22 protein-coding genes are annotated in these 25315 nt (G+C 66.0%); 15 read left to right on the top strand and 7 right to left on the bottom strand.

Annotated elements, in window-relative coordinates; genetic code table 11:
* The 5 genes from VHL31_RS24860 to VHL31_RS24840 all read right to left on the bottom strand — a co-directional run.
* On the bottom strand, positions 1 to 827 hold an 827-nt coding region (locus VHL31_RS24860), incomplete at its 3' end, for a nucleoside hydrolase-like domain-containing protein (protein ID WP_329663945.1).
* 438 nt (positions 828 to 1265) lie between these two features.
* On the bottom strand, positions 1266 to 1676 hold the full coding sequence (locus VHL31_RS24855) for a hypothetical protein (RefSeq protein WP_329663944.1): 411 nt from the start codon (positions 1674 to 1676) through the stop codon (positions 1266 to 1268).
* 14 nt (positions 1677 to 1690) lie between these two features.
* Entirely contained in the window at positions 1691 to 2347 is a 657-nt protein-coding gene (fsa, locus tag VHL31_RS24850; protein ID WP_329663943.1) for a fructose-6-phosphate aldolase, read from the bottom strand.
* A 111-nt stretch (positions 2348 to 2458) separates the two neighbouring features.
* Positions 2459 to 2788, bottom strand: coding sequence for a heat shock protein HspQ (hspQ, locus tag VHL31_RS24845; RefSeq protein WP_329663942.1), 330 nt, complete (start codon positions 2786 to 2788; stop codon positions 2459 to 2461).
* 117 nt (positions 2789 to 2905) lie between these two features.
* Positions 2906 to 3778, bottom strand: coding sequence for an NAD(P)-dependent oxidoreductase (locus VHL31_RS24840; RefSeq protein WP_329663941.1), 873 nt, complete (start codon positions 3776 to 3778; stop codon positions 2906 to 2908).
* A 142-nt stretch (positions 3779 to 3920) separates the two neighbouring features.
* On the opposite strand from VHL31_RS24840, the gene pepN reads away from it, so the two are divergent.
* Entirely contained in the window at positions 3921 to 6557 is a 2637-nt protein-coding gene (gene pepN / locus VHL31_RS24835; protein ID WP_329663940.1) for an aminopeptidase N, read from the top strand.
* Positions 6558 to 6875: 318 nt separating this feature from the next.
* Here pepN and VHL31_RS24830 read toward each other — a convergent pair whose 3' ends face one another.
* Positions 6876 to 7100 (bottom strand): hypothetical protein, encoded by a 225-nt coding sequence (locus tag VHL31_RS24830; RefSeq protein ID WP_329663939.1) that lies wholly within the window; start codon positions 7098 to 7100, stop codon positions 6876 to 6878.
* Between the two features lie 412 nt (positions 7101 to 7512).
* Here VHL31_RS24830 and VHL31_RS24825 point away from each other — a divergent pair, with 412 nt between their 5' ends.
* From VHL31_RS24825 to pgmG, 4 genes are all read left to right on the top strand, one after another.
* Positions 7513 to 9009 (top strand): CoA-acylating methylmalonate-semialdehyde dehydrogenase, encoded by a 1497-nt coding sequence (locus VHL31_RS24825; RefSeq protein ID WP_329663938.1) that lies wholly within the window; start codon positions 7513 to 7515, stop codon positions 9007 to 9009.
* Between the two features lie 222 nt (positions 9010 to 9231).
* Positions 9232 to 10098, top strand: a complete 867-nt coding sequence (gene galU, locus VHL31_RS24820; RefSeq protein WP_329663937.1) for a UTP--glucose-1-phosphate uridylyltransferase GalU — start codon at positions 9232 to 9234, stop codon at positions 10096 to 10098.
* 46 nt (positions 10099 to 10144) lie between these two features.
* The gene (locus VHL31_RS24815; protein WP_329663936.1) at positions 10145 to 11467 is read left to right on the top strand and encodes a UDP-glucose/GDP-mannose dehydrogenase family protein; all 1323 of its coding nucleotides are present in this window, start codon (positions 10145 to 10147) and stop codon (positions 11465 to 11467) included.
* A 23-nt stretch (positions 11468 to 11490) separates the two neighbouring features.
* On the top strand, positions 11491 to 12873 hold the full coding sequence (pgmG, locus tag VHL31_RS24810; RefSeq protein WP_329663935.1) for a phosphoglucomutase/phosphomannomutase PgmG: 1383 nt from the start codon (positions 11491 to 11493) through the stop codon (positions 12871 to 12873).
* Between the two features lie 18 nt (positions 12874 to 12891).
* Here the strand turns inward: pgmG and VHL31_RS24805 are convergent, their stop codons facing one another.
* Positions 12892 to 13311 (bottom strand): group III truncated hemoglobin, encoded by a 420-nt coding sequence (locus VHL31_RS24805; protein ID WP_329663934.1) that lies wholly within the window; start codon positions 13309 to 13311, stop codon positions 12892 to 12894.
* A gap of 208 nt (positions 13312 to 13519) precedes the next feature.
* Between VHL31_RS24805 and rpmI the strand changes: the two genes are divergently transcribed.
* The 10 genes from rpmI (at position 13520) to VHL31_RS24755 (ending at position 25310) form a co-directional block, all read left to right on the top strand.
* Positions 13520 to 13717 (top strand): 50S ribosomal protein L35, encoded by a 198-nt coding sequence (rpmI, locus tag VHL31_RS24800; RefSeq protein ID WP_329663933.1) that lies wholly within the window; start codon positions 13520 to 13522, stop codon positions 13715 to 13717.
* 30 nt (positions 13718 to 13747) lie between these two features.
* Positions 13748 to 14107, top strand: a complete 360-nt coding sequence (rplT, locus tag VHL31_RS24795; protein ID WP_329663932.1) for a 50S ribosomal protein L20 — start codon at positions 13748 to 13750, stop codon at positions 14105 to 14107.
* A gap of 132 nt (positions 14108 to 14239) precedes the next feature.
* Positions 14240 to 15319, top strand: a complete 1080-nt coding sequence (gene pheS / locus VHL31_RS24790; RefSeq protein ID WP_329663931.1) for a phenylalanine--tRNA ligase subunit alpha — start codon at positions 14240 to 14242, stop codon at positions 15317 to 15319.
* Complete coding sequence (pheT, locus tag VHL31_RS24785; RefSeq protein ID WP_329663930.1) at positions 15316 to 17715, top strand: phenylalanine--tRNA ligase subunit beta; 2400 nt, start codon at positions 15316 to 15318, stop codon at positions 17713 to 17715. The genes pheS and pheT overlap by 4 nt, the downstream gene beginning before the upstream one ends.
* Positions 17716 to 17831: 116 nt before the next feature.
* Entirely contained in the window at positions 17832 to 19004 is a 1173-nt protein-coding gene (locus VHL31_RS24780) for an LLM class flavin-dependent oxidoreductase (RefSeq protein WP_329663929.1), read from the top strand.
* A 106-nt stretch (positions 19005 to 19110) separates the two neighbouring features.
* On the top strand, positions 19111 to 20910 hold the full coding sequence (gene lepA / locus VHL31_RS24775; protein WP_329663928.1) for a translation elongation factor 4: 1800 nt from the start codon (positions 19111 to 19113) through the stop codon (positions 20908 to 20910).
* 273 nt (positions 20911 to 21183) lie between these two features.
* Positions 21184 to 22677, top strand: coding sequence for a replicative DNA helicase (locus VHL31_RS24770; RefSeq protein ID WP_329663927.1), 1494 nt, complete (start codon positions 21184 to 21186; stop codon positions 22675 to 22677).
* Entirely contained in the window at positions 22661 to 23770 is a 1110-nt protein-coding gene (alr, locus tag VHL31_RS24765; RefSeq protein WP_329663926.1) for an alanine racemase, read from the top strand. The genes VHL31_RS24770 and alr overlap by 17 nt, the downstream gene beginning before the upstream one ends.
* Entirely contained in the window at positions 23767 to 24540 is a 774-nt protein-coding gene (locus VHL31_RS24760) for an MlaE family ABC transporter permease (protein WP_329663925.1), read from the top strand. Before alr ends, VHL31_RS24760 begins: the two co-directional genes overlap by 4 nt.
* Positions 24537 to 25310 (top strand): ABC transporter ATP-binding protein, encoded by a 774-nt coding sequence (locus tag VHL31_RS24755; RefSeq protein WP_329663924.1) that lies wholly within the window; start codon positions 24537 to 24539, stop codon positions 25308 to 25310. Before VHL31_RS24760 ends, VHL31_RS24755 begins: the two co-directional genes overlap by 4 nt.
* Positions 25311 to 25315: the final 5 nt, after the last annotated feature.

Genomic DNA, 25315 nt, shown 5'->3' with positions numbered 1-25315 from the left:
TACTGGCTCCAGGAGATGGTGTAGACGCGCAGCTTCTTCTGGAAGGCCGCATAGGCGCTGGCCGAGCGGGCGCTCTTCACCTTGTAGAGTGCCTGGGCCAGCTCCCGGCTGCCGCCCCAGACCAGCACCCAGACGGGGACCTGGGCCTGGTCCACCACGTTGATGATGTAGTTGGAGCCTTGGGAATCGCGCCCGGCCCCGATCGCATTGTTGTAGTTCAACCCTGGCTTGAGGCGCTTGAGCAGGATCTCGCCGCGAGGGAAGCGGATATCGTGCTCCTGGAGCCTCGACAGATCCTTGTCATAGGCGGCGATCGTCGAGCGGACGATGTCGGTCCCGACCGGCTTGCCCGGACGATAGGTAGGGATGATCGCCTTCAGGCTGATGTCGTTGGAGTAGAGCAGGGTGCGGATCAGGGACTGGTGGTCGTCCGGGTCCTGGCCGATATCGGTCAGCACGATGACGTGCGGACGCTCCGACTTCATGTCGACCTTGAACTCGGCGCTGCACCCGTTGCGGACCGTGACGGCGCTCGACGTGCTGCTCCAGCTCGAACCCTGCACGCAGGCTGTCGACGAGAGGCGCTTGTAGAGCACGACCCTGGCCGAATCGAACCCGAACTGGCATGTCTTGGAGGAATTGCTGCCGGCGCTGCAGGTGACGAAGAAGGAGGGTGGCGTGACCGCCTGGGCCCGCTCCGGCAGTGCCAGAAGTGCCAGCCCGCCCAGGAAAAAGCCGAGCAGTGTGCGTCCGTGCCCGTTGAAGGACGAGCGCCGGCGGCGCCATGCTGGAACTCTGCGTGCGATGGACGCTGCGACTTCGGTCATGGTGCTGAAGCACTCCATTTGTCGGCACGCAGGCCCGCGAACAGCCGGCGCCCGATCATCTCTGTACCACCGGTTTTCCAGCCCGACGCAACACCTGCTTCCGGCCCTCCAGTCAGCCCCACCGACACGATAATTAAATACCGCGGCCGGTCGGGCTGTACGAAGCATCTAGTTTGACCTGCCCTTCGCGATGATGACAGGCCACTGACTTCATACTGTAGATATTGCCATCGCACAGGCTGAATGTTGCCGCTGCGACACTGTCCAACGTTTCACAACGTACCGGTGGTATACGCTCCCGTCACTAGCTCTATCGCCGCGTCATTGGGAATCCTGCGTTTCTTTAACCAATGTTAACACGTGGTTCATGGGATCGCGGTTCGTCCCGCGCCGGCACTGCCGCCGGTCGAGCCTGCGCGCTTGCTGGCAAAGAGTGGTTCAGGCCGGGGGCGGGATGGCGACTGTCACATCGCCGAACAGGCACTGCTTGGCGACCACGCAATAGGCGTACTCGACCTTGAGCGCGGCCGCAGTGCCCGGGTGTACCACCAGGGAGGGAGGAAGAGGAAAGTATTCCTTCGCCCTGTCCAGCATCGCGACCGGATCGGCCACTGGCAGACCTGCCTGGTCGACCGGCACGACGCTCACGCCCGGATCCGCAACGAGCTTGACAGCACCTTGAGGCGTGAGCGTCACCACGACCAGCCCGTCGGCCCGGCGCAGTGCCTGGACCGTCACGAGCTGCGCGGCCGGTGCCAGCCCCAGGTCACGCAGCAGATCATTGGCCGGATCCTGCGCAGCCGCGGCAGCCGGTGCGAGCAGCAACGTCGCCAAGGCCAGCGCCCGCATCCGGCCGCTCCCGCTCAGAGGATGGACTGGCCAGTCTTGGCCCAGTCGGAGGTGAACGACGCCAGGCCCTTGTCCGTCAGCGGGTGGTTCAGCAGGCTCTTGATCACGCTGGGCGGCATGGTCGCGACATGCGCGCCGAGCTTGGCGGCCGCCACCACATGCGAGGGGCCCCGTACCGACGCCACCAGCACCTCGGTCTTGAAGTGCTCGTAATTCTTGTAGATCTGGACGATGTCCGCGATCAGCTGCATGCCGTCCGAGCCGATATCGTCGACGCGGCCGACGAACGGCGACACGTAGGTGGCGCCGGCCTTGGCGGCCAAAATCGCCTGCGCCGGCGAAAAGCAGAGCGTGACGTTGGTCTTGATGCCCTGGTCGGTCAGCTTCTTGCAGACGTACAGGCCGTCCTTGGTCAGCGGCAGCTTCACGCAGACGTTGCTCGCGATCTTGGAGAGCTTGAGCCCCTCCTTCAGCATCGTCTCGGCGTCAGGCGAGGTCACCTCGGCGCTGACCGGTCCCTCGACCACGTCACAGATCTCGGCGATGAGCTCCAGGAAGTGCTTGCCCGACTTCGCCACCAGCGACGGATTGGTGGTGACACCGTCCAGCAGACCCGTGGCCGCCATCTCCCGGATGTCGGCGATCTCGGCCGTGTCGACGAAGAACTTCATGTATCCCGCTCCCTCCGGCCCCACTGCCGCCCGGACAGTGTAGCCCAGCTCACGCGCTTGCCAAACCCCGGCGTTAGCCTTCCGGCCCGTACCGCCAGGCGGCAGGCCGCCTCAATGCGTCACCCGATCCTTGTGCAGGTAGAGCCCGTCGCGCAGCTCGCCGAACATCTGCTGGACCTGCGGATGCTCGATCGGCTCGTCGGTTGCGTCCGGCAGGAGGTTCTGCTCGGATACATAGGCGACGTAGTAGCTCTCCGAGTTCTCCGCGAACAGGTGGTAGAAGGGCTGGTCCTTGCGCGGCCGCAGTTCTTCCGGGATCGACTGGTACCAGTCTTCCGTATTGGCGAACTCAGGGTCGACGTCGAAAATGACGCCGCGGAAGGGGAAGATCTTGTGCTTCACCACCTGGCCGATTTGATACTTGGCTTGTCGGTCCGGCATGGTCGTGTCCTCGTCTTCGTCTCGTCGTCACTTGCGGAACCATGTGCTGCAAGCGAGATGAGCATCGCCCTGAATTTAGGCAGCACGCCGAGTTCATGCCAGTGGTACGGTTGTCGCTCACTTCGGATCACGCAGGTTCGTTATCAATGACGAGGTGTCGAATCGCTCGCCGCCCTTCATCTGCACCATGCGGTAGAACTGGTCGACCAGCGAAGTCACCGGCAGCGGCGCACCGTTGCGCTTGGCCTCTTCCAGGCAGATGCCTAGGTCCTTGCGCATCCAGTCCACTGCGAAGCCGAAGTCGAACTTGTCCTCGACCATGGTCTTCCAGCGGTTCTCCATCTGCCAGGACTGTGCCGCCCCCTTGCTGATCGTGGCCAGCACCTTGTCGGTGTCGAGGCCCGCCTTCTGCGCGAAGTTCACGGCCTCGCTCAGAGCTTGCACCAGCCCGGCAATGCAGATCTGGTTGACCATCTTGGTGAGCTGCCCCGCACCGGCCGGGCCCATATGGGTGATTGTACGCCCGTACGCTTTCATGCCCGGCTCGGCCCTGGCGAAGGCATCCGCCTCGCCCCCCACCATGATCGTGAGCACGCCGTTCACCGCACCGGCCTGTCCACCGGACACCGGCCCGTCCAGGAAGGAACGGCCGGCCTTGCGGCAGGCTTCGTCCAGCTCGCGTGCCAGGTCCGCCGAGGCGGTGGTGTGGTCGACGAGGATCGCCCCTTCGCCCAGGCCGGCCAGCGCACCCTCGTCGCCATAGACGACCGATCGCACGTCGTCGTCGTTGCCAAGGCACATGAACACGACCTCTGCACCCGACGCCGCTTCCCTGGCGGACCCGGCCGCCTTGCCGCCATGCTCCTTCGTCCAGGCTTCGGCCTTGGCACCCGTCCGGTTCCAGACGGTCACCTGGTGGCCCTGCTTGGCCAGATGCCCGGCCATCGGGCCACCCATCACGCCCAGTCCCAGAAATGCATAGGTGGCCATGGTCGCTCTCCCGCTTCGTCCATCCGATCGACGCCATCCGGCGCGGCCGATCCATGCCACGATCCGCAAAGGAGCGCACCCGGTTGCGGCAGGAGACCCGCACCGCCATCTTCGCCCTTTGCGGATCGAGAAGAGAGACCCCATGGCTGACGGCAGCACGCGGACCATCATCCGGCGCGAGGATTACCGGGAGCCGGATTGGTGGACGCGGCAGATCGAGCTCGATGTCGACCTGCAGCCCGAGGACGCCACGATCGTGTCCCGCCTCACCCTGGAGAAGAACGACAAGGCTGAAGGCAAGCCGGATCTGGAGCTGGATGGCGAGGCGCTGACCTTCGTCTCGGCCAGGGTCAACGGCGTGCCGCTGCCGGCTGACAGGATCCAGCGCACATCGACCGGGCTGCGCATCGCGGGCCTGCCGGATCAGTGCGTCCTCGAGATCATCCAGCGCTGCAACCCCAAGGCTAACACGGCCCTGACCGGGCTCTATCTCAGCAACGGCATCTTCTGCACGCAGTGCGAGGCGCAGGGCTTTCGCCGCATCGCCTTCTCCCAGGACCGGCCGGATGTGATGAGCACCTACCGGGTCCGCGTCACCGGCGATCGGAAGTCCTGCCCCGTCCTCCTTTCGAACGGCAATCCGTTGGCCTCGGGCGACCTGCCGGACGGCCGCCACTGGGCGCTATGGGAGGACCCGTTCCCCAAGCCCTCCTACCTGTTCGCCCTGGTGGCCGGCGATCTGGCACTCCTGCAGGACAGCTTCACCACCATGTCCGGCCGGACCGTCGACCTGCGGATCTATTCCGAGCACGCGGTCATCGATCAGTGCCACCACGCCATGGCGTCGCTCAAGAAGTCGATGAAGTGGGACGAGGAGGCCTATGGCCTTGAATACGACCTCGACCTGTTCATGATCGTGGCCGTCTCCCACTTCAACATGGGGGCGATGGAGAACAAGGGCCTCAACATCTTCAACACCTCGGCGACCCTGGCCCGTGCCGATACCGCGACCGATGCCGACTTCATGCAGGTCGAACGGATCGTCGCGCACGAGTACTTCCACAACTGGACGGGCAACCGGGTCACCTGCCGCGACTGGTTCCAGCTGACCCTGAAGGAAGGCCTCACCGTCTTCCGCGACCAGCAGTTCAGCGCCGACATGCACTCGGCGCCGGTCAAGCGGATCGGCGACGTCCAGCTCCTTCGGGAGGGGCAGTTTCCCGAGGATGCCGGGCCGATGTCGCACCCGATCCGCCCGGACAGCTACGTCGAGATCAACAACTTCTACACGCGGACGGTCTACGAGAAGGGGGCGGAGGTCATCCGCATGATCCACACCCTGATCGGGTCTGAGAAGTACCGCGCCGGCATCGACCTCTACTTCCAGCGCCATGACGGCCAGGCCGTCACCTGCGAGGACTTCGTCAAGGCGATGGAGGGCGCCTCGGGCAAGGACCTCACGCAGTTCCGCCGCTGGTACAGCCAGGCCGGCACGCCCAAGCTCGACGTTCAGCGCTCCTTCGACCCCTCGACGGGCACCTATGTCCTGGACATCACCCAGACCACGCCGCCCACCGCGGGCCAGCCCGACAAGCAGCCTTTGCATATCCCGCTGCGCCTGGGCCTGATCGGCCGCGACGGCACGGCGCAGCCTTTGATGCTGGAGGGCGAGAACGAGCCCAAGGGGACCGAGCGCGTCCTGGAGTTGACCGAGCCCAGCCAGCGCTTCGTGTTCAAGGGGCTCCAGGAGGAGCCAATCCCCTCGCTCCTGCGCAACTTCTCCGCCCCGGTCCGTCTGAACCTCGACTATGCCGACGACGAGCTGGCGACTCTGCTCGGGCGCGACGAAGATGCGTTCAACCGTTGGGAAGCCGGGCAGCAGCTGGCGCTGCGCCTGATCCTGCGCGGGGTCGATGCCGGCGGCCATGCAGAAGCATCGCCTTCGCTCCTGGACGCCTTCCGCAACGTCCTGAACGACGCGGCCGACGATCCGGCGTTCGCGGCGCGGGCCGTGCAGCTGCCGTCATTCGCTTACGTCGGCCAGCAGCGCCCGATGGTGGACGTCGAGGGCATCACCGGGGCGCTGAAGTCCCTGCAACGCAGCCTGTCCACCTCGCTGCGCGCGGAATGGGCGGCTGCCTATGATCGCTTCCACAATGTGGGGCCATTCACCGCCGATACGGCGTCGGTCGGCCGCCGGGCCATGAAGAACCAGGCGCTGTACTGGGCCGTGCAATCGCCCGATGCCGCCGCGATCGAGCGTGCCAAGCGCCAGTTCGAGCGTGCCGACAACATGACCGACAGCTTTGCGGCCCTGCGCGCCCTGGTGGAGAGCCGCGACCCTGCCGGGGACACGGCGCTGGGCCGCTTCTACGCCCGCTGGCAAGGCGAGCCGCTGGTCGTGAACAAGTGGTTCGCGCTGCAGGCCAGCATCGACGACGACCGCGCCCTGCCGACGGTCGAGCGACTGATGCACCACCCGGCCTTCACCATGGGCAACCCCAACAGGGTCTTCTCCCTGGTCGGCGTGTTCGCGAACGGCAATCCGGTCGGCTTCCATCGGAAGGATGGCGCCGGCTACCGCTTCGTGATGGACCGCATCCTGGAACTCGACCCCAGGAACCCGCAGGTCGCCTCGCGTCTCCTGCGTCCGCTCGGTCGCTTCAAGCAGTACGACCAGCACCGCCAGCAGCTCATGCGGGCCGAGATCGAGCGCGCACTGGCCCAGCCCAACCTGTCCCGCGACTGCTACGAGATCGCGAGCAAGAGCCTGGAATGAGCCTGTGGATCCGGAGCTGACCCAGGGGCCGTGCCCAAAGGTTGAAGGAATCGATGGCGCCGCACCCTCTTCCAGCTATCCATGCGACTGTCTGGGTCGCGGGGTTGCGGCTGGCACCGATGGCGGCCTCAGGCGAATGACAGTGGCCTCGTCGACGTCCCGATCGGGGCCAGGTGCATGACCATTGCCGATCGTCGAAACGGCCTGGAAAGCTGAGAGCTCACCTGACCTGAACGTGCGCGGAGAGGCCGGCAATGGCGGAGCACGGCATGAGCTGCCGCTTTCCTGAACTGCCGGCCGGCCCCGCTGCTGCCACGCTCAGTCGTCGTCGTCACCCTTGACCTGGTCGTAGATGAAGCCGCCGGCGCCACCCACGACCGCGCCGGTGGCCGCGTTCCCGAGGACACTGCCGCCACCGAGGGCGCCGATGCCGGCCCCGGCCGCGCCGCCGATCGCAGCGCCCTTGCCGGTATTGCCGCAGGCGGAAAGCGCCAGCGCGACTGCCAGCAGTGCTGGAGCGAGCAGGCTACGTCGGAGCATCATGGTTGTTCTCCTGAATGGATCATCGTCCAGTCCATGTGGCAACAACACCGCAGATGCGCCGTGGCTCCCATGCACGCTGCGTCTGCCAGCACCGCATGTGCTAGCATGGCTTCCGCATGCAGCTCGTCGCGACGGTCCGGGGATCCTCTGGGAGCATCGAACATGGCACGAACGAACCCGAGCATGTCAGCCCCGAAGCCGCGGCGCGCGGATCGCACGAACGAACCCGAGCGTCAGGAACCTCCCGCCCCGATCAGCACGAACGAACCCGAGGCGAGGCGGCCGTCGCACCGTCGATGAAGGGAGGATCCGTCTCGCGGCAGCCACGCGGATCGGCTAGAGGAGGCACCGGCAGCATGCCCGCCCCGCCGGAAAGCCGTCGAGGCCGCCAGGACGAAGAGGAAGACAGGTCATGAAGGAGATCGGGCATCTCATCGGCGGCAAGCGCGTCGCCGGCACGTCGGGGCGGTTCGGCAACGTGTTCGATCCGGCGATCGGCGAGATCAGCGGCAAGGTGGCCCTGGCCGACGCGAGCGAGGTCGACCAGGTCGTCGCCAACAGCAAGGCGGCGTTCGAGACGTGGTCGACCACGCCGGTGACGCGCCGCGCCCGGATCATGTTCCGCCTGAAGGAACTGATCGAGCGCGACATGGAAAAGCTCGCCGCCCTGGTGAGCGCCGAGCACGGCAAGACCATCGAGGACGCGAAGGGCTCGGTCACCCGCGGCCTGGAGGTGGTGGAGTTCGCCTGCGGCATCCCGCAGCTCCTCAAGGGCGAGATCAGCGTCCAGGTCGCGACGGGCGTCGACATCGCCTCGGTGCGCTACCCGGTGGGCGTGTGCGCCGGCATCACGCCCTTCAACTTCCCCGCCATGGTGCCGCTCTGGATGGCGCCGGTGGCGATCGCCACCGGCAACTGCTTCATCCACAAGCCCTCCGAGAAGGTCCCCTCGGCTGGCCTGCATTTGGCCGAGCTTGCCCTGGAAGCCGGGCTGCCTGAAGGTGTCTGGAACGTCGTCAACGGCGACAAGGTCGTCGTCGACCGGCTCCTGTCGCACCCGGACATCGCCGCCATCTCCTTCGTGGGCTCGACCCCGATCGCCGAGTACGTGTTCAAGACCGGCACCACGAACGGCAAGCGCGTCCAGGCCCTGGGCGGTGCCAAGAACCACATGATCATCATGCCGGACGCGGACATGGACCAGGCGGTCGATGCGCTGATGGGTGCCGGCTATGGTTCGGCGGGCGAGCGCTGCATGGCGGTCTCGGTCGCGGTGCCCGTCGGTGACAAAACGGCGGACATCCTGATCGAGAAGCTGGCGCCCAAGGTCCGCCAGCTCGAGATCGGCCCTGGCAGCCAGCCCGGTGCGGAGATGGGCCCGCTCGTCACCAGGGAGCATCTCGACAAGGTCCGGGGCTATGTCGACCTGGGCGTGCAGGAAGGTGCGGACCTGGTCGTGGATGGCCGCGACTTCCGCATGCAGGGCTACGAGAACGGCTTCTTCATGGGCGGCTGCCTGTTCGACCGTGTCACCACCGACATGCGGATCTACAAGGAGGAGATCTTCGGGCCGGTCCTTTCGGTCGTCCGCAAGGACAGTTTCGACAGCGCGCTGAAGATCATCAACGATCACGAGTATGGCAACGGCACCGCTATCTTCACCCGCGACGGCGATGCGGCTCGGACCTTCGTCAATGGCGTGAATGTCGGCATGGTCGGCGTGAACGTGCCGATCCCCGTGCCGCTGGCGTTCCACAGCTTCGGCGGGTGGAAGCGCAGCCTGTTTGGCGACCACCACGCCTATGGACCGGAGGGCGTGCGCTTCTACACGCGGGTGAAAGCCACCACCTCGCGCTGGCCGACCGGCATCCGGGCGGGAGCCGAGTTCGTGATGCCGACCATGCGCTGACGGAACCAAAGCGGGCCAAGCCCGCTTTCAGCCGCCGGCCATGGGAGCCGTGCATGGTCGGCATGCGTGGGCGGCAAGTCGCCTGCGGAGCCGCGGCATCCGGGTTATTGAAGGGTCGGCCAGCCGGCTTCTAAGAACGTCGGCGCGCAGACTTCGGGTGATGGTCGCCTGGGGTAGAATGAAGAACCACCAGCGCCCGGCGGGCCGGGCTAGCGAGGATCGATGGCACGTATCCGCACCGCGGTCTTTCCTGTGGCGGGGCTCGGCACCCGAATGCTGCCTGCCACGAAGGTCATGCCCAAGGAGATGCTGCCGGTCGTCGACAAGCCGGTGATCCAGTATGCCTTCGAAGAGGCGGCGGCAGCGGGCATCGAGCGGTTCGTGTTCGTGACCGGGCGCGGCAAGACCCTGATCGAGGACCATTTCGACCGGGCCTACGAGCTGTTCGACACGCTGCAGCGCAAGAACAAGACCGCTGTGCTGGCCGACCTCGAGGCATCGGTCCCGGTGGCTGGCGAGGTGATCTATACTCGTCAGCAAGAGCCGCACGGCCTGGGCCATGCCGTCTGGTGCGCGCGGCACATCGTGGGCGAGGAGCCGTTCGCCGTGCTGCTCGTCGACGAGCTGCTCCTCTCCGACCCGCCGCCGCTGGTGGACCTGTGCCGGCTGCACGAGCGGACCGGCGGCAACGTCATCTCGGTGGTCGAGGTGCCGGCCGAGCACACCAGCCGCTACGGCATCATCGCGACCGGCAAGGTCGAGGACGAGCTGATCGAGGTCACCGGCATGGTCGAGAAGCCCAAGCCTGAAGACGCACCGTCGCGGCTGTCGATCATCGGCCGCTACGTGCTGGTGCCGGAGGTATTCGCGCACCTGGAAAAGGGTGAGCGTGGGGCCGGCGGCGAGATCCAGCTGACCGACGCCATGCAGAAACTCATCGGCACTTCCGCGTTCCACGCTGCGGTATATCGTGGCGGGCGGTATGACTGCGGCGACAAACTCGGCTACGTCGAGGCCGTGGTCGCCGCGGCACTACGTCGTCCGGATCTTGCCGAAGGCGTCCGGGAAGTGCTTGCACGGCACCGCTGACCCTGGCTCAGAACGCCGGCCTTCTTGATTACTCCTGGAGACGTGCATGCGCATCGCGATGATCGGCGTGGGCTATGTCGGCCTCGTGTCCGGCGCTTGTTTTGCAGAATTCGGGCACGACGTGACCTGCATCGACGTCGATCCCAAGAAGATCGCCATGCTCGAGGCCGGCGGCATCCCGATCTACGAGCCGGGACTGGATGCACTGGTCGAGAAGAACGTGAAGGCCGGGCGTCTGACCTTCACGACGTCCTTGGAAGAGGGCGTGCTGGACAAGGAGGCGATCTTCATCGCGGTGGGCACGCCTACCCGGCGCGGTGACGGCCATGCCGACCTGACCTATGTCTTCGCGGCCGGCGAGGCCATCGCCAAGGCTTTGAAGGAGCCGACGGTGGTGGTGACCAAGTCGACCGTGCCGGTCGGCACCGGGCGCAAGCTGAAGGAGCTGTTCGCCCGCGTCCGCCCCGACCTGAAGATCGACATCGCGTCCAACCCGGAGTTCCTGCGCGAGGGCTCTGCGATCGAGGACTTCATGCGGCCTGACCGGGTCGTGTGCGGCGTGGACAGCGAGGCGGCGCGCGAGGCGATGCGCGGCTGCTACCGGCCGCTCAACACGATCGAGGTTCCGATCCTGTTCACGAGCCTCGAGACCTCCGAGCTGATCAAGTACGCCACCAACAGCTTCCTGGCGACCAAGATCACCTTCATCAACGAGATGGCCGATCTTTGCGAGAAGGTCGGGGCCGACGTGAACGAGGTCGCGCGCGGCATGGGCCTGGACGGCCGGATCGGCCGCAAGTTCCTCCATGCCGGCCCAGGCTATGGCGGCTCGTGCTTTCCCAAGGACACGCTGGCGCTGGTACGCACGGCCGAGCAGAACGGTGTCGACCTGCGGATCGTGGAGAGCACGATCAACGTCAACGAGATGCGCAAGCGCCGGATGGTGCGCAAGATCGTCGACGCGATGGGCGGCTCGGTCGCCGGCAAGACGATTGCCGTGCTGGGCGTCACCTTCAAGCCCAACACCGACGACATGCGCGATGCCCCCTCGCTCGTCGTGCTGCCGTCGCTCAAGGGCGAGGGTGCCACGATCAGGGCCTACGACCCGGAGGGCAAGAAGGAAGCCGAGAAGCTCTTGCCCGAGGTGCTCTGGGCGCGTGACCCTTATGAGGCGGTCGAGGGTGCTGACGCCATCGTCGTGCTCACCGAGTGGAACGAGTTCCGCGGGCTCGATCTCGACCGCATCCGCCAGATGGTGGCACAGCCGAGGATCATCGACCTGCGCAACATCTTCAACCCGGCCGAAGTCGCCCAGCGCGGCTTCTCCTACACCAGCATCGGCCGGCCCAGCGTCGGCCCTGCCGTCTGAGCCGGGAAGGACAGGAACGCTCCATGGCTGGTCACAAGATGCATCCGTCGATCCTGCGCGAGTACGACATTCGCGGCATCGTCGGCGATACCCTGTTCGCCGAGGACGCCGAGGCGATCGGGCGCGCGTTCGGTACCATCGTGCGCCGTAACGGCGGCCAGAAGGTTGCCGTCGGCTATGACGGCCGCCTGAGCTCGCCCGATCTCGTGGCGGCGGTCATGCGTGGCATCGTCGCGTCAGGTGTCGACGTGGCGGCGGTGGGCCTGGGCCCGACCCCGATGCTCTATTTTGCCGTCCATCACCTCGGGACCGATGGTGGCGTACAGATCACCGGCTCCCATAACCCGCCGACCCATAACGGCTTCAAGATGATGCTGGGGAAGCACTCCTTCTTCGGGGAGGGCATCCGCCAGCTTGGCCGCATGATCGAGGCGGGCGACTTCGACACCGGCAAGGGCCGGATCGAGGAAGTCTCGGTCTTCGACGCCTATGTCGCCCGTCTGGCGAAGGACTACCAGGGTACGCGGCAGATCCATGCCGTCTGGGACGCCGGCAATGGAGCGGCCGGCCCCGCGATGACGGCGCTGGTGGCGAAGCTGCCCGGCAAGCACGAGTGCCTGTTCGCGGAGGTCGATGGGCGCTTCCCGAATCATCATCCCGACCCCACCGTGCCCGAGAACCTGGTCGACCTGATCGGTCGGGTGAAGTCGTCGGGCGCGGAGATCGGCATCGGCTTCGATGGCGACGGCGACCGGATCGGCGTCGTCGATTCGACCGGGCGGATCGTCTGGGGCGACCAGATCCTGCAGATCCTGGCTGCGGACATCCTGCCGGACCTGCCGGGTGCCGCGATCATCGCCGACATCAAGTCGTCCAAGGGCCTGTTCGACGAGATCACCCGTCTCGGTGGCCGTCCGATCATGTGGAAGACCGGCCACTCGCTCATCAAGGACAAGATGATCGAGGAGAACGCGCCGCTGTCGGGCGAGATGAGCGGCCACATCTTCTACAAGCACAAATTCTACGGCCATGACGATGCGCTCTACGTCGCGGTGCGCCTGCTCGACATCCTGTCGCGCAGCGGCCGGACGCTGAAGGAGTGGCGCGATGCCATGCCGCCGGTGATCGCCACGCCGGAGATCCGCTTCGACTGCGCGGACGAGGTGAAGTTCCCGGCCATCCAGCACGTGAAGAAGACGCTGGCCGCCCAGGGTGCGAAGGTGAACGACATCGATGGCGTCCGCGTCGATACCGACGACGGCTGGTGGCTGCTGCGGGCGTCCAACACGCAGGCGGTGCTGGTGGCACGGGCCGAGGCAAGCTCGGAAGACGGGCTCCTGCGTCTGAAGGAGGCCATTCGTGGGGCCCTGCAGGGCTCGGGCGTCGAGGCGCCGGCAGACTTCTGATTGCCCGGCGGCGGTGCTTCAGCTCAGCGGTCGTACCGAGCTGATGTCGCCGCCGCGATGGAACGCGATCGACATGCGGAAGCTCTGTGCGATTCGCTGCGCAAAGCCGATCACTACGGCCGCCGACTTGGTCTCGAACGTCTCGTGGGCGGTCCTGCGGAAGAGTTCGAGCCAGCGCTGGAAATGCTCGTCGGACAGATCAGGCATGCGCAGGTGCGGCGAGAGCGGCCGGCCGTCATAGCGGTCGGTGCGCAGCAGCACCGACGACCAGAACGCACACATCTTCTCGAGATGGACCGGCCAGCGCTCGTGGGCGATCTCGCGCTGGAACACCGGGCCGATCAGCGGATCCGCCTGGACGGCGCCATAGAAGCCGTGGACGAGGCGGCGAATCCGGTCCTCGTCGATATCGGGGCGGGTGAAGGTGCCGATGGCCATGGTTCGTCGTCGCGGCTCTTGCTCGACATGCAGTCTGGGCATGGCGAGCGATCGCCGCAACCATCGGACAGGATCGCTGCGCTGTTGAGGCGCAGGCGCCGGGGGATCCCGCAGACCAGTTGCACAAGCCTCCGAGTTCGGTTATCACCCGCGGCCACGGACGGTGGCGTCTTCGCCGCCGTGGCTTTTGTTGTCTCCGGAGCAGATCATGGCGAAGATGAAGACCAAGCGGAGTGCCGCGAAGCGCTTTAGCTTCACAGCCTCTGGCAAGGTCAAGCATGGTGGTGCGAATCATCGCCACTGCCTGACCGCGAAGGCCAAGACGGCCAAGGTGCGGGCCCGTGCTACTGGTTACCTCCAGCCTGGCGATGCGCATCTCGTCAAGCTGATGATGCCCTACGCCTGATCCACCTCCTTTCGTTTCGGAGTCCGCCACATGGCGCGCGTCAAGCGGGGGGTTACCTCCCATGCCCGGACCAAGAAGGTCCTGGAACAGGTCAAGGGCCATCGCGGCCGGCGCTCGACCTGCATTCGTACCGCAATGCAGTCGATGGAAAAGGCGCTCCAGTACGCCTACCGCGACCGCCGCAACAAGAAGCGCGATTTCCGTGCGCTGTGGATCCAGCGGATCAATGCCGCTGCGCGTGCCGAAGGCATGACCTACGGCAACCTGATCCACGGCCTGTCGCTCGCCGGCATCGAGCTGGACCGCAAGGTCCTCTCCGATATCGCCGTCCACGATGCGGCCGCGTTTGCCGGCATCGTCGCTCAGGCGAAGGGTGCGCTTCCCGCCTGATGCCTGGAGCGGCTTCCTATGGGTAGCCGCGGCATCCGGTTGATGCGTTGAGCCGCTTCGATGAGCGACCAAAAGGGGCCTGATGGCCCCTTTTTGCTTTCTTGTTCCCGGACCCATGCCCCGGATTCGATCATGACCCTCGATGTCGGAAGCCTGCGCGATCAAGCCCTGGCCGCCATCGGCGATGCGGCCGACCTGCGTGCCCTGGACGAGGTCCGAATCTCGTTCCTTGGGAAGAAAGGCGCCGTCACGGGCCTGCTGAAGCAGTTGGGCTCGATGGATGGCGACGCCCGCAAGGAGGCCGGTCGGCAGATCAACGAGCTGAAGGACCGGATCGAGCTCTCCCTGGCTGAGCGCAAGGCCGCCTTGCAGGCTGCGGCGCTCGAGGCGCGGCTTCTCGCGGAGCGGGTCGATGTGACGCTCCCCGTGCGCGAGGAGCAGCAAGGACGCATCCATCCTGTCAGCCAGGTCACCGAGGAGATCATCGCGATCTTCGCCGAGATGGGCTTCGCCGTGGCCGAGGGCCCGGACATCGAGGACGACTTCCACAATTTCGAGGCGCTCAATCTGCCGAAGGAGCATCCCGCCCGGCAGATGCACGATACTTTCTACCTCGAAGCCGAACAGAACGGCGCGCCGCTCTTGCTGCGCACCCATACGAGTCCGGTGCAGATTCGCACGATGCTGGCCGGCAAGCCGCCGTTCCGCATCATCGCGCCGGGTCGCACCTATCGCGTTGACAGCGACATGACGCACACGCCGATGTTCCACCAGGTCGAGGGACTGCTGATCGACCGGCGCACCCATATGGGCCACCTGAAGGGCTGCCTGATCGACTTCGTGCGCGCCTATTTCGAAAGCGACCGGATCCCCGTGCGCTTCCGCCCCTCCTACTTTCCGTTCACCGAGCCGTCCGCCGAGATGGACATCGGCTGCAAGCGCGGCCATGGCGAGCTCGTGGTGGGCGAGGGAAGCGACTGGCTGGAGATCCTGGGCTGCGGCATGGTCCACCCCAAGGTGCTCCGCGCAGTCAACCTCGACCCGGACGAGTGGCAGGGCTTCGCCTTCGGCATGGGAATCGACCGGGTGGCCATGCTGAAATATGGCATTCCCGACCTGCGCACGTTCTTCGAGGCTGATCTGCGCTGGCTGAAGCATTACGGATTCATGCCCCTCGACGTGCCCACCATGGCTGCCGGGCTGTCCCGATGAAACTCACGCTCCCCTGGCTCAAGGAACATCTCGACACCGACGCGGACGTCGAGACGATCGCCAAGAAGCTGACCGACCTCGGCCTGGAGGTCGAGGGCGTCGTCGATCCTGGTGCTGCCCTGGAGGGCTTCCAGGTGGCCGAGATCGTGGAGGCGGCGCGCCATCCTCAGGCGGACCGGCTCTGGGCGCTCAAGGTACGTTCGGTGGACGGCATCCACAGCGTCGTCTGCGGGGCCCCGAACGTGCGGCAAGGGTTGCGCGGCATTCTCGCCCGGCCGGGCCTGGTGATTCCCGCCTCCGGCGAAGCCTTGACCAAGGCCACCATCCGGGGTGTGCCGTCCGAGGGCATGATGTGCTCCTGGCGCGAGCTCAAGCTGGGCGACGACCATGACGGCATCATCGACCTGCCCGGCGCACCCGAGGTCGGCACGCCTGCGGTGGCGGCGCTGGGGATCGAGGGACCCGTCATCGAGCTGAAGGTCACGCCGGATCGAGCCGACTGCTTCGGCATCAACGGCATTGCCCGCGATCTCGCTGCTGCCGGCCTCGGGATCCTCAAGCAACGTGACTTCGCACCCGTGGCGCCGGAGACCGATGCGGCCGTCCGCACGGAGTTCGACTTCCAGCCGGGCAACGAGCGGGCTTGCCCCTTGTTCGTCAGCCGCGTCATCCGCAGCGTGAAGAATGGACCAAGCCCGGCCTGGCTGGCACGCCGTCTGACGGCGATCGGGCTGCGGCCGATCTCGGCCCTGGTCGACATCACCAACTACCTGACGTTCGACCTGGACCGCCCGCTGCACGTGTTCGACGCGAACAAGCTGCGGGGCCACCTGCGGCTGCGCGAGGCGGTGGAGGGGGAGACCCTCGAAGGTCTCGACGGGAAGGTGCACCGGCTGGCCCCCGGCATGACGGTCATCTGCGACGACAGCGGCGTCATCAGCCTGGCTGGTGTGGTGGGTGGCGTGAGCACCAGCTGCGACGAGACCACTACCGACGTGGTGCTCGAAGTCGCGCTGTTCGACCCGTTGCGCACGGCAGAGACCGGCCGCCGGCTTGGTATCGACAGCGATGCGCGGGCACGATTCGAGCGCGGCGTCGACCCTGCGCTGGTCCTGCCGTCGACCGAGTTCGCGACGCGCCTGATCCAGCAACTCTGCGGCGGCCGCGCCGGCCCGGTCCAGACGACTGGCGTCGTGCCCGACAGCAGGCCGAGAATCCAGTTTCACACGGCCCAGATCGTGCGGCTGGCCGGCATCTCCCTGGAACGCGACGAGATCGAGACGGGGTTGCGTCAGCTGGGCTTCGAGATCGAAGGCGGACCCGACCTTTACGACATCACCGTTCCCTCCTGGCGCCATGACGTGTCCACGGAGGCCTGCATCGTCGAGGAGGTGACGCGCCTTCACGGCTACGATCAGATCCCGCCGGTGTCGGTAACCAAGATGTCGGCGGTGGCTCCACCGGTGGTCACGCCCGAGCAGCGCCGTCGCTCCGATGTGCGGCGCCAGGCAGCAGCCCGTGGCTTGCTGGAGGCTGTCACCTGGTCGTTCATGCCGGAGGGCCAGGCGCGCCGCTTTGGCGCAGAGCAGCCGATCCTCCTGCGCAACCCGATCCATGCCGACCTCGCCGCCATGCGGCCATCGATCCTGCCGAACCTGCTGCAGGCAGTCCGGCGCAACGTGGACCGCGGCCTGCGGTCAGGCGGCATGTTCGAATTGGGTCCACGCTTCATGGAAGCGGCACCGGGCCAGCAGCGCTGGAGCTGCGCCGGGCTGCGGTTTGGCGAGTTGCGTGGGCGACATTGGGCGGACCCGGCCAGGAACGTCGACCTGTTCGACGTGAAGGCCGACGTGTTGGCCCTGCTGACGACCGCGGGCGCGAAGATTGAGACGGCCCAGATCAGCACCGACGCACCAGGCTGGTTCCATCCAGGTCGATCGGGTCGCGTGCGGCTGGGCCCGCAGGTCTTGGCCTCGTTCGGCGAGATGCACCCCGCCATCCTGGCGGAGGCAGGCATCGAGGTACCGGTGGTCGCGTTCGAGTTCGATCTCGACACGCTGCCCAAGCCTCGCACCAAGGCCGGCCGCAACAAGGGCACCCTCGCTGCATCGCCTTTCCAGGCGGTCGATCGTGACTTCGCATTCGTGGTGGCTGAGGACGTCACGGTCGAGGCACTGCTGAAGGCCGTTCGGCAGGCCGAGAAGCAACTCGTGCGCGAGGTGTCCGTCTTCGACGTGTATCGCGGTCCATCGCTCGGTGCGGACCGCAAGTCCGTGGCGATCAGCGTGCGCCTGCAGTCTCAGGACCGCACGCTCGACGAGGCGGCCATCGAGGCTGCCTCGCAGCGGATCGTGGCGAGCGTCGTGAAGGCAACCGGAGCGGCTCTGCGCAGCTGAGGGCTCTCCACAGCTGCGCGGACAAATTGCTTGCTGGCGATTGCTCCTGGCGATTGAGTGCGTGAAAGCCGTGCCATGAACGGACGCGGCGATCACGCCTCATCAGGGAAGCAGGCATGGGCAACAGGCTCCGCTTCGGCATGTTCATGGCGCCGTTCCACGCGCCCGGCACCAACCCGACGCTGGCGCTCCAGCGCGATCTGGAGCTGGTCGAGCATCTGGACCGGCTGGGCTACGACGAGGCCTGGATCGGCGAGCACCATTCTGCCGGCAGCGAGCTGATCGCTTCGCCGGAGATCTTCATCGCCTCGGCGATCGAGCGGACCCGGCACATCAAGCTCGGCACCGGCGTCGTCAGCCTGTCCTACCACAACCCGCTCTGGGTGGCCGAGCGGATCGTGATGCTCGACCATCTCAGCCGTGGCCGGTTCATGTTCGGTGCCGGACCGGGTGCTCTGCCGACCGACGCCCAGATGATCGGCATCCAGCAGTCGGACACCCGGCGCCTCCTGGAGGAGAGCTTCAACGTCATCATGCACCTCCTCACTACGGAGGAGCCGATCACTTTTAAGAACGAGCGCTGGGACCTGCGCGACGCTCGGCTGCACCTGCGGCCCTATTCTCAGCCCTTGTTCGACGTCTGCGTCGCAGCCGCGGCCTCGCCATCCGGCCCCAGGCTCGCGGGGCGCCACGGCGTGGGCCTTCTTGCAGTCGGCGCCACGCTGTCGGCTGGATTCGATGCCCTGGCCCTGCACTGGAACGTCATGGAGGAGCAGGCGAAGCACTTCGGCACCAGCGTCGACCGCGCCAAGTGGCGGCTTGTCGGGCCGGTCCACTGCGCTCCCACCGTGGAGCAGGCCTATCAGGAAGTACGCTACGGCATCGAGCAGTGGTTCCGCTACTTCCAGTCAGTCGCAGCCTTCCCGCAGATGGTGGTCGACGGCAACGACCCGCACGAGATGACCGAGTTCGTGAACCAGTCGGGCATCGGCGTGGTCGGCACGCCGGAGATGGTGGCAGCGCAGATCGAGCGGCTGGACCGGCAGTCCAACGGCGGTTTCGGCGCCTATCTGATGCTCGCCCACGAGTGGGCTGACCCAGATGCCACCAAGCGCAGCTTTGAGTTGGTCGCGCGCAGCGTGATGCCGCACTTCCAGGGTCACTACCGTCCCACCATCGACGCGACCGAGCGGGCACGTTCGGTGCGCGACGATCTGGCTGGCCAGCAGCAGAAGGCGGTCGAAGCGATGAAGGCCAAGTACGAGGCGGAGCGTAGCGGCCGACACTGACTCCTGGCGCACAGAGGGGCAGCAAGGGGCAGGGGCCATCGCGCGGGGCTTGGCTTCTGGGTCGGGTCCGTGCAGATAGCTCCTGCCGTGACCCACCCAGGCTGCCATGACCGACCTCGCTCACATCCGTAACTTTGCCATCGTGGCGCATATCGACCACGGCAAGTCCACGCTTGCCGACCGCTTCATCGAGCTGTGCGGCGGGCTGCAGGCGCGCGAAATGACCAGCCAGGTGCTGGACAGCATGGACATCGAGCGTGAGCGCGGCATCACGATCAAGGCACAGACGGTCCGCCTCGCCTATAAGGCGAAAGACGGGCAGGATTATGTGTTCAACCTGATCGACACGCCCGGTCACGTGGATTTCTCCTATGAGGTCTCCCGTTCCATGCGTGCCTGCGAAGGCGCTATCCTGCTGGTCGACGCCACCCAGGGCGTGGAGGCGCAGACGCTGGCCAATGCCTATCAGGCGATCGATGCAGACCTCGAACTGATCCCCGTGCTCAACAAGGTCGACCTGCCGGCGTCCGAGCCGGACCGGGTCAAGAAGCAGATCGAGGACATCATCGGCCTGGATGCGTCCGAGGCGCTGATGATCTCCGCCAAGACCGGCGAGGGAGTCGGCGATGTCCTGGAAGCGGTCGTGCGCCAGATCCCGCCGCCTAAGGGCGACTCGGCGGCACCTCTTCGAGCGCTGGTCGTCGACAGCTGGTATGATGCTTACTTGGGCGTGGTGATCCTGATCCGCTTGCGCGAAGGGACGATCACCAAGGGCACCAAGATCCAGATGATGGGGACCCGCGCGATCCACACGATCGACCGGGTCGGCGTGTTCACGCCGAAGAAGATCGAGGTCGGCTCGCTTGGGCCAGGGGAGGTCGGGTTCCTCACGGCCAGCATCAAGGAGCTGGCCGACGCGCGGGTCGGCGACACGATCACCGAGGAGCGTCGCCCGGCTGCCGAGCCGCTGGCGGGATTCCGCCCATCCCAGCCGGTGGTCTGGTGCTCGATGTTCCCCACCGATACCGCCGAGTTCGGCAACCTGCGGGAGAGCCTCGCCAAGCTGCGGCTCAACGACGCGAGCTTCGCCTACGAGCCTGAGCAGTCCTTGGCGCTGGGGCCGGGCTTCCGCTGCGGCTTTCTGGGGCTTCTCCACCTGGAGATCGTTCAGGAGCGGCTGGACCGCGAGTTTGACCTCGACCTGATCGTCACTGCACCCTCGGTCATCTACAAGGTGCACCTGACCGACGGCACCGTGCACGAGATGCACAATCCGGCCGACTATCCAGAGGTCACCAAGATCGACTTCATCCAGGAGCCCTGGATCAAGGCTACCATCCTCGTACCGGACGAGTATCTCGGCTCGATCCTGTCGCTCTGCAGCGAGAAGCGCGGGCGCCAGATCGAGCTCACCTATGTCGGGAACCGAGCGATGGTGGTCTATAACCTGCCGCTCGGCGAGGTGGTCTACGACTTCTACGATCGCCTGAAGTCGCTGAGCCGTGGCTATGCCAGCTTCGACTACCAGCTGGGCGATTACGAGGAGAGCGACCTTGCCAAGCTCTCCATCCTGATCAATGGCGACCCGGTCGACAGCCTGGCGCTGATCGTCCACCGCGCGGCAGCCGAGAACCGCGGACGCGCCTTGTGCGAGCGACTGAAGGAGTTGATCCCGCGCCAGAACATCCAGATCGCCATCCAGGCGGCGATCGGCGCCAAGATCATCGCCCGCGAGACGATCAAGCCCTTCCGCAAGGACGTGATCGCAGGCTGCTACGGCGGCGACGTTACTCGTAAGCGCAAGCTCCTGGAGAAGCAGAAGGCGGGAAAGAAGCGCATGCGCTCGATCGGCAAGGTGGAGATCCCGCAGGCTGCGTTCCTGGCAGCGCTCAAGATGGAAGGTTGAGGCGGGCAGCCACGGTTTCGGCTCGACGCCGCCGCCCTTCAGTTCTCGCTCCATGACCGGCACCATGTTCGCGGTGACCGGGATGGTCGCCTGAGCGGTCGGGACCATCATCTGTCGCTGCTTGGCAAGGACGGCCGCACCTGCAGGAGGAAGTCCAGCATGTCGGCCGGCCGCCTCGACGCTACATCCAACAGCCTCCAGGATGCAGCTGTGGCGGCTGCGACCTCGCCTCCATAGCAGGTGGCTGGTAAACGTTCCCTTATGGCAGAGCCCTTGATCGCCCTTGTACAGAATCACCCGGAACCGGAATCCTCGTTCCGTGTCCGGCCCCACAATCTCGAAGCCGAGCAGGCCGTCCTTGGAGGCATCCTCGTCGACAACGAGGCCTTTCACCGGGCCGCGGAGTTCCTGACGGCCGAGCACTTCTACGAGCCGGTCCATGCGCGGATCTGGGCCATGTGTGCCCAGCGGATCGAGCGTGGCCTGCTGGCCGATCCAGTCACGCTGAAGCTCCTGTTCGAGGACGACGAGGCGCTGAAGGGCATGGAGGGGGCCAAGTATCTTTCCAAGCTGGCCCGGGCGGCGGAGGCGGTCCTCGATGTCGGCCATTATGCCGAGCAGATCCATGATCTCGCCATGAAGCGCGGGCTGCTCGACGTCGGCACGGAGGTGGTCAACCGCGCCTATGACAAGGCCGAGACAGCATCCGGTCGCGAGCAGATCGAGGACGCCGAGCAGAAATTGTTCCGGCTGGCGGAAGCGGGCGCGGCCGAGGGTGGGTTCCGGCCGTTCACCAACGTGATCACGGCGGCGGTGGACCTGGTCCAGGCAGCCTTCAAGAAGGCCGGCCGAGTCACCGGCGTGCCCTCGGGCCTGCAGGGGCTGGACGACAAGCTGGGCGGGCTGCAGCCCTCCGACCTCCTGATCCTGGCGGGCCGGCCTTCGATGGGCAAGACAGCCCTGGCCGTGACGATCGCCGCCAATGCAGCGTCCACGCCAATCGACGAGGACGACGAAGGCAAACTTTACCCCGTCGGCGTCTTCTCGCTGGAGATGTCGGCAGAACAGCTCGCCACTCGTCTTCTTTCCGCTGAATCCCGGATCCCCTCGGACGAGCTGCGCCGGGGCATGCTCGACGAGGATTCGTGGAAGCGGCTGGTGATTGCCAGCCAGGAGCTGGCCCGCCGGCCGCTCTACATCGACGATACGCCGGCCCTCACGATCCAGGCCGTACGCACCCGCGCCCGCCGCCTGAAACGGCGATTCGGCTTGGCCCTGCTGGTGGTGGACTATCTGCAGCTCCTGCGTGGCAGCAACGCCTCTTCCCAGGCGAACCGCGTGCAGGAAGTCAGCGAGATCACCCAGGGCCTGAAGGCCATCGCGAAGGAGCTGAACATCCCGGTCCTGGCTTTGTCACAGCTATCGCGCGCCGTCGAACAGCGAGAGGACAAGAGGCCGATGCTATCGGACCTGCGCGAATCCGGTTCGATCGAGCAGGATGCGGACGTGGTGATGTTCGTCTATCGCGATGAGTACTACCTGTCCCGCTCTGAGCCGAAGCAACGTCCCGAAGAGACCAGGGAAAAGTTCAACGAGCGCTACAATGCCTGGGCCGACCGCTTCAAGGAGAGCGCCAACAAGGCCGACGTGATCATCGCCAAGCAGCGCCATGGCCCGATCGGCAACGTGACGCTGCAGTTCGATGCCAATTTTGGCCGGTTCCGCAATCCCGAGATGATCGACTACAGCGATGCACCTCCCTACTGACCCGTCGTTCCCCAACGACCGGCCGGTACTGGAGGTGGATCTTCGAGCCATCGTGGCGAACCGGCGCCTGCTGATGGAGTTGGCGCCCAGGGCAGAGGTCGCGGCCGTCCTGAAGGCGGACGCTTATGGGCTCGGCGCCACACAGGTGGGAAGGGCGCTCGCCGACGATGGCTGCAGGACCTTCTTCGTCGCGACGACCGACGAGGCCCTCGCCCTTCGCAAGGTCTTGCCGAACCCGCGAATTTTCGTGCTCGGCGGACCGGCGCGCGGTGCAGAGCAGGACCTGGTGGAGGCGCGGATCCTCCCAGCACTGAACGACCCGTCGCAGGTTGCGCGCTGGCGACAGACCGCGGCACGGTTGGCGCGGCCGCTGGCTGCCGCGATCCAGCTCGATACCGGCATGTGCCGTCTGGGTGTAGATGCCAAGGACGTAGGCGAGCTCGATCTGCGGGGAATCGAGCTGGTCCTGGTCCTGAGTCATCTGGGTGTGGCCGATCTTCCGGATCATCCGCTCAACGAGCGGCAGCTGCGCGCGTTCGAGCTGCATCGTGCCAGCCTGCCTGTCGCAGCCGCCAGCCTGGCAGCATCCTCCGGCATCCTGCTGGGAGACAGCTACCAGTTCGACCTAGTCCGCCCGGGCATCGCGCTCTATGGCTGCCAGCCGGTCCCGGTCCCGGCCTCGCCGATCGCCCTCCGGCCGGTCGTCCGGCTGATCGTGCCGGTCCTGCAAGTCCACGATGTTGAGGAGGCGGGCACGGTGGGGTACGGTGCGACGCATCCCGTCGGTCCCGGCATGCGTATCGCGACCCTTCCGATCGGATATGCCGATGGCTTGCTGCGGGCCGCCGGCGGAAGAACCAGCGTCAGCATTGCAGGAGTGAGCGTGCCGCTAGTGGGCCGCATTTCCATGGACTTGGTCACGGTCGACGTGACGGAACTGGGCGGACGAGTCCGACCCGGGACGCCGGTAGAGGTTCTGGCCGGGCCTGGAGCGGTCGATCGCTACGCCGACGCGGCGGGCACGATCTCCTATGAGGTTCTGGTTCGGCTTGGCTCCCGCATCGAGCGTCGCTACCTCGGAGAGGGTGCTTGAATCCACTGCGTCGGATCGGGGCGGCTGTCCTTGATCTTTGCGAGCAGATCGGCGCCATCGCCTCGTTCGCTGTGATCTCCCTGGCGCGCGGGTTCGTCGGGCCGTGGTACCCGGCCCAGATCCTGCGGCAGATGATCGATATCGGCTTCTATTCGCTGCCGGTGGTGGGACTAACCGCCATCTTCACCGGCATGGTGCTGGCGCTGCAGTCCTACACCGGCTTCGCGCGATTCGAGGCTGAATCGGCCGTCGCGACGATCGTGGTGGTGTCCCTCACCCGCGAGCTGGGTCCGGTGCTGGCTGGGCTCATGGTCGCAGGTCGTGTCGGCGCCGCCATGGCGGCAGAACTGGGCACCATGCGGGTCACCGAGCAGATCGACGCGCTGACCACGCTCTCGACCGACCCACAGCGCTACCTTGTCTTCCCGCGCCTGTTGGCTGGCACGCTCATGCTGCCCCTGCTGGTCATGGTCGCGGACGTGATCGGCGTGTTTGGTGGGTTCCTGGTCGGCACGACCAAGCTGGGCTTCAGCCCCTACACCTACATGGACCAGACTTGGCAGTACCTGGAGGCGCAGGACGTGCTGGTCGGCTTGGCTAAGGCCGCCGTGTTCGGCTTCGTGGTGACGCTGATGGGCTGCTGGCAGGGCTACCAGAGCCGCGGCGGAGCGCAGGGTGTCGGAGCCGCCACGACACGCGCCGTCGTGACGGGATCGATCCTGATCCTCGTCTTCGACTACATCATGACCGAGATCTTCTTCACCCGATGACCAGTGCCCCACCCAAGATCGCCATCCGCGGCCTCACGAAGTCCTTCGGCTCCAAGCACGTGTTGCGCGGCCTGGACCTCGACGTGCCGGCAGGAAGTTCGGTCGTCGTCATTGGCGGCTCCGGCACCGGCAAGTCGGTCCTGCTGAAATGTATCCTGGGACTGCTGCCACCCGATGGCGGCTCCATCAAGGTCGACGGAACAGAGTTAGTCGGCGCCGGGGCAAGGACGATCGAGGACGTTCGGCACAGGTTCGGCATGCTGTTCCAGGGCGGCGCATTGTTCGACTCCCTGCGAGTCTGGGAGAATGTCAGCTTCGGCGTGATGGCGCGCCGGAAGATCGGGCGGGACGAAGCCAGACGGATCGCGATCGAGAACCTGGATTCTGTCGGCCTCGCTGCTGATGTGGCCGACCTGATGCCGGCGGAACTGTCGGGCGGCATGCAGAAGCGGGTGGGCCTCGCCCGGGCAGTGGCCTTGAAGCCAGAGATCATCTTCTTCGACGAGCCGACCACCGGTCTCGACCCGATCATGGCGGACGTGATCAACGACCTAATCCGCGCCCTCACGCGGGCCATGGGAGCCACCGCCCTGTCCATCACGCATGACATGGCGTCGGTCCGCAAGATCGCGGATTTCGTCGCGATGCTGTATGAGGGACGGGTGATCTGGTTCGGACCAGTCACGGATCTGGACCGCTCTGGCAACCCCTACGTCGATCAGTTCATTCACGGCCGGGCTGACGGCCCGATCACGGTGGGTGCACGCTGATTCCA

It is taken from the genome of Geminicoccus sp. (assembly GCF_036263595.1).
GTDB lineage: Bacteria > Pseudomonadota > Alphaproteobacteria > Geminicoccales > Geminicoccaceae > Geminicoccus.
This window is presented reverse-complemented; position numbering and strand designations above follow the sequence as displayed.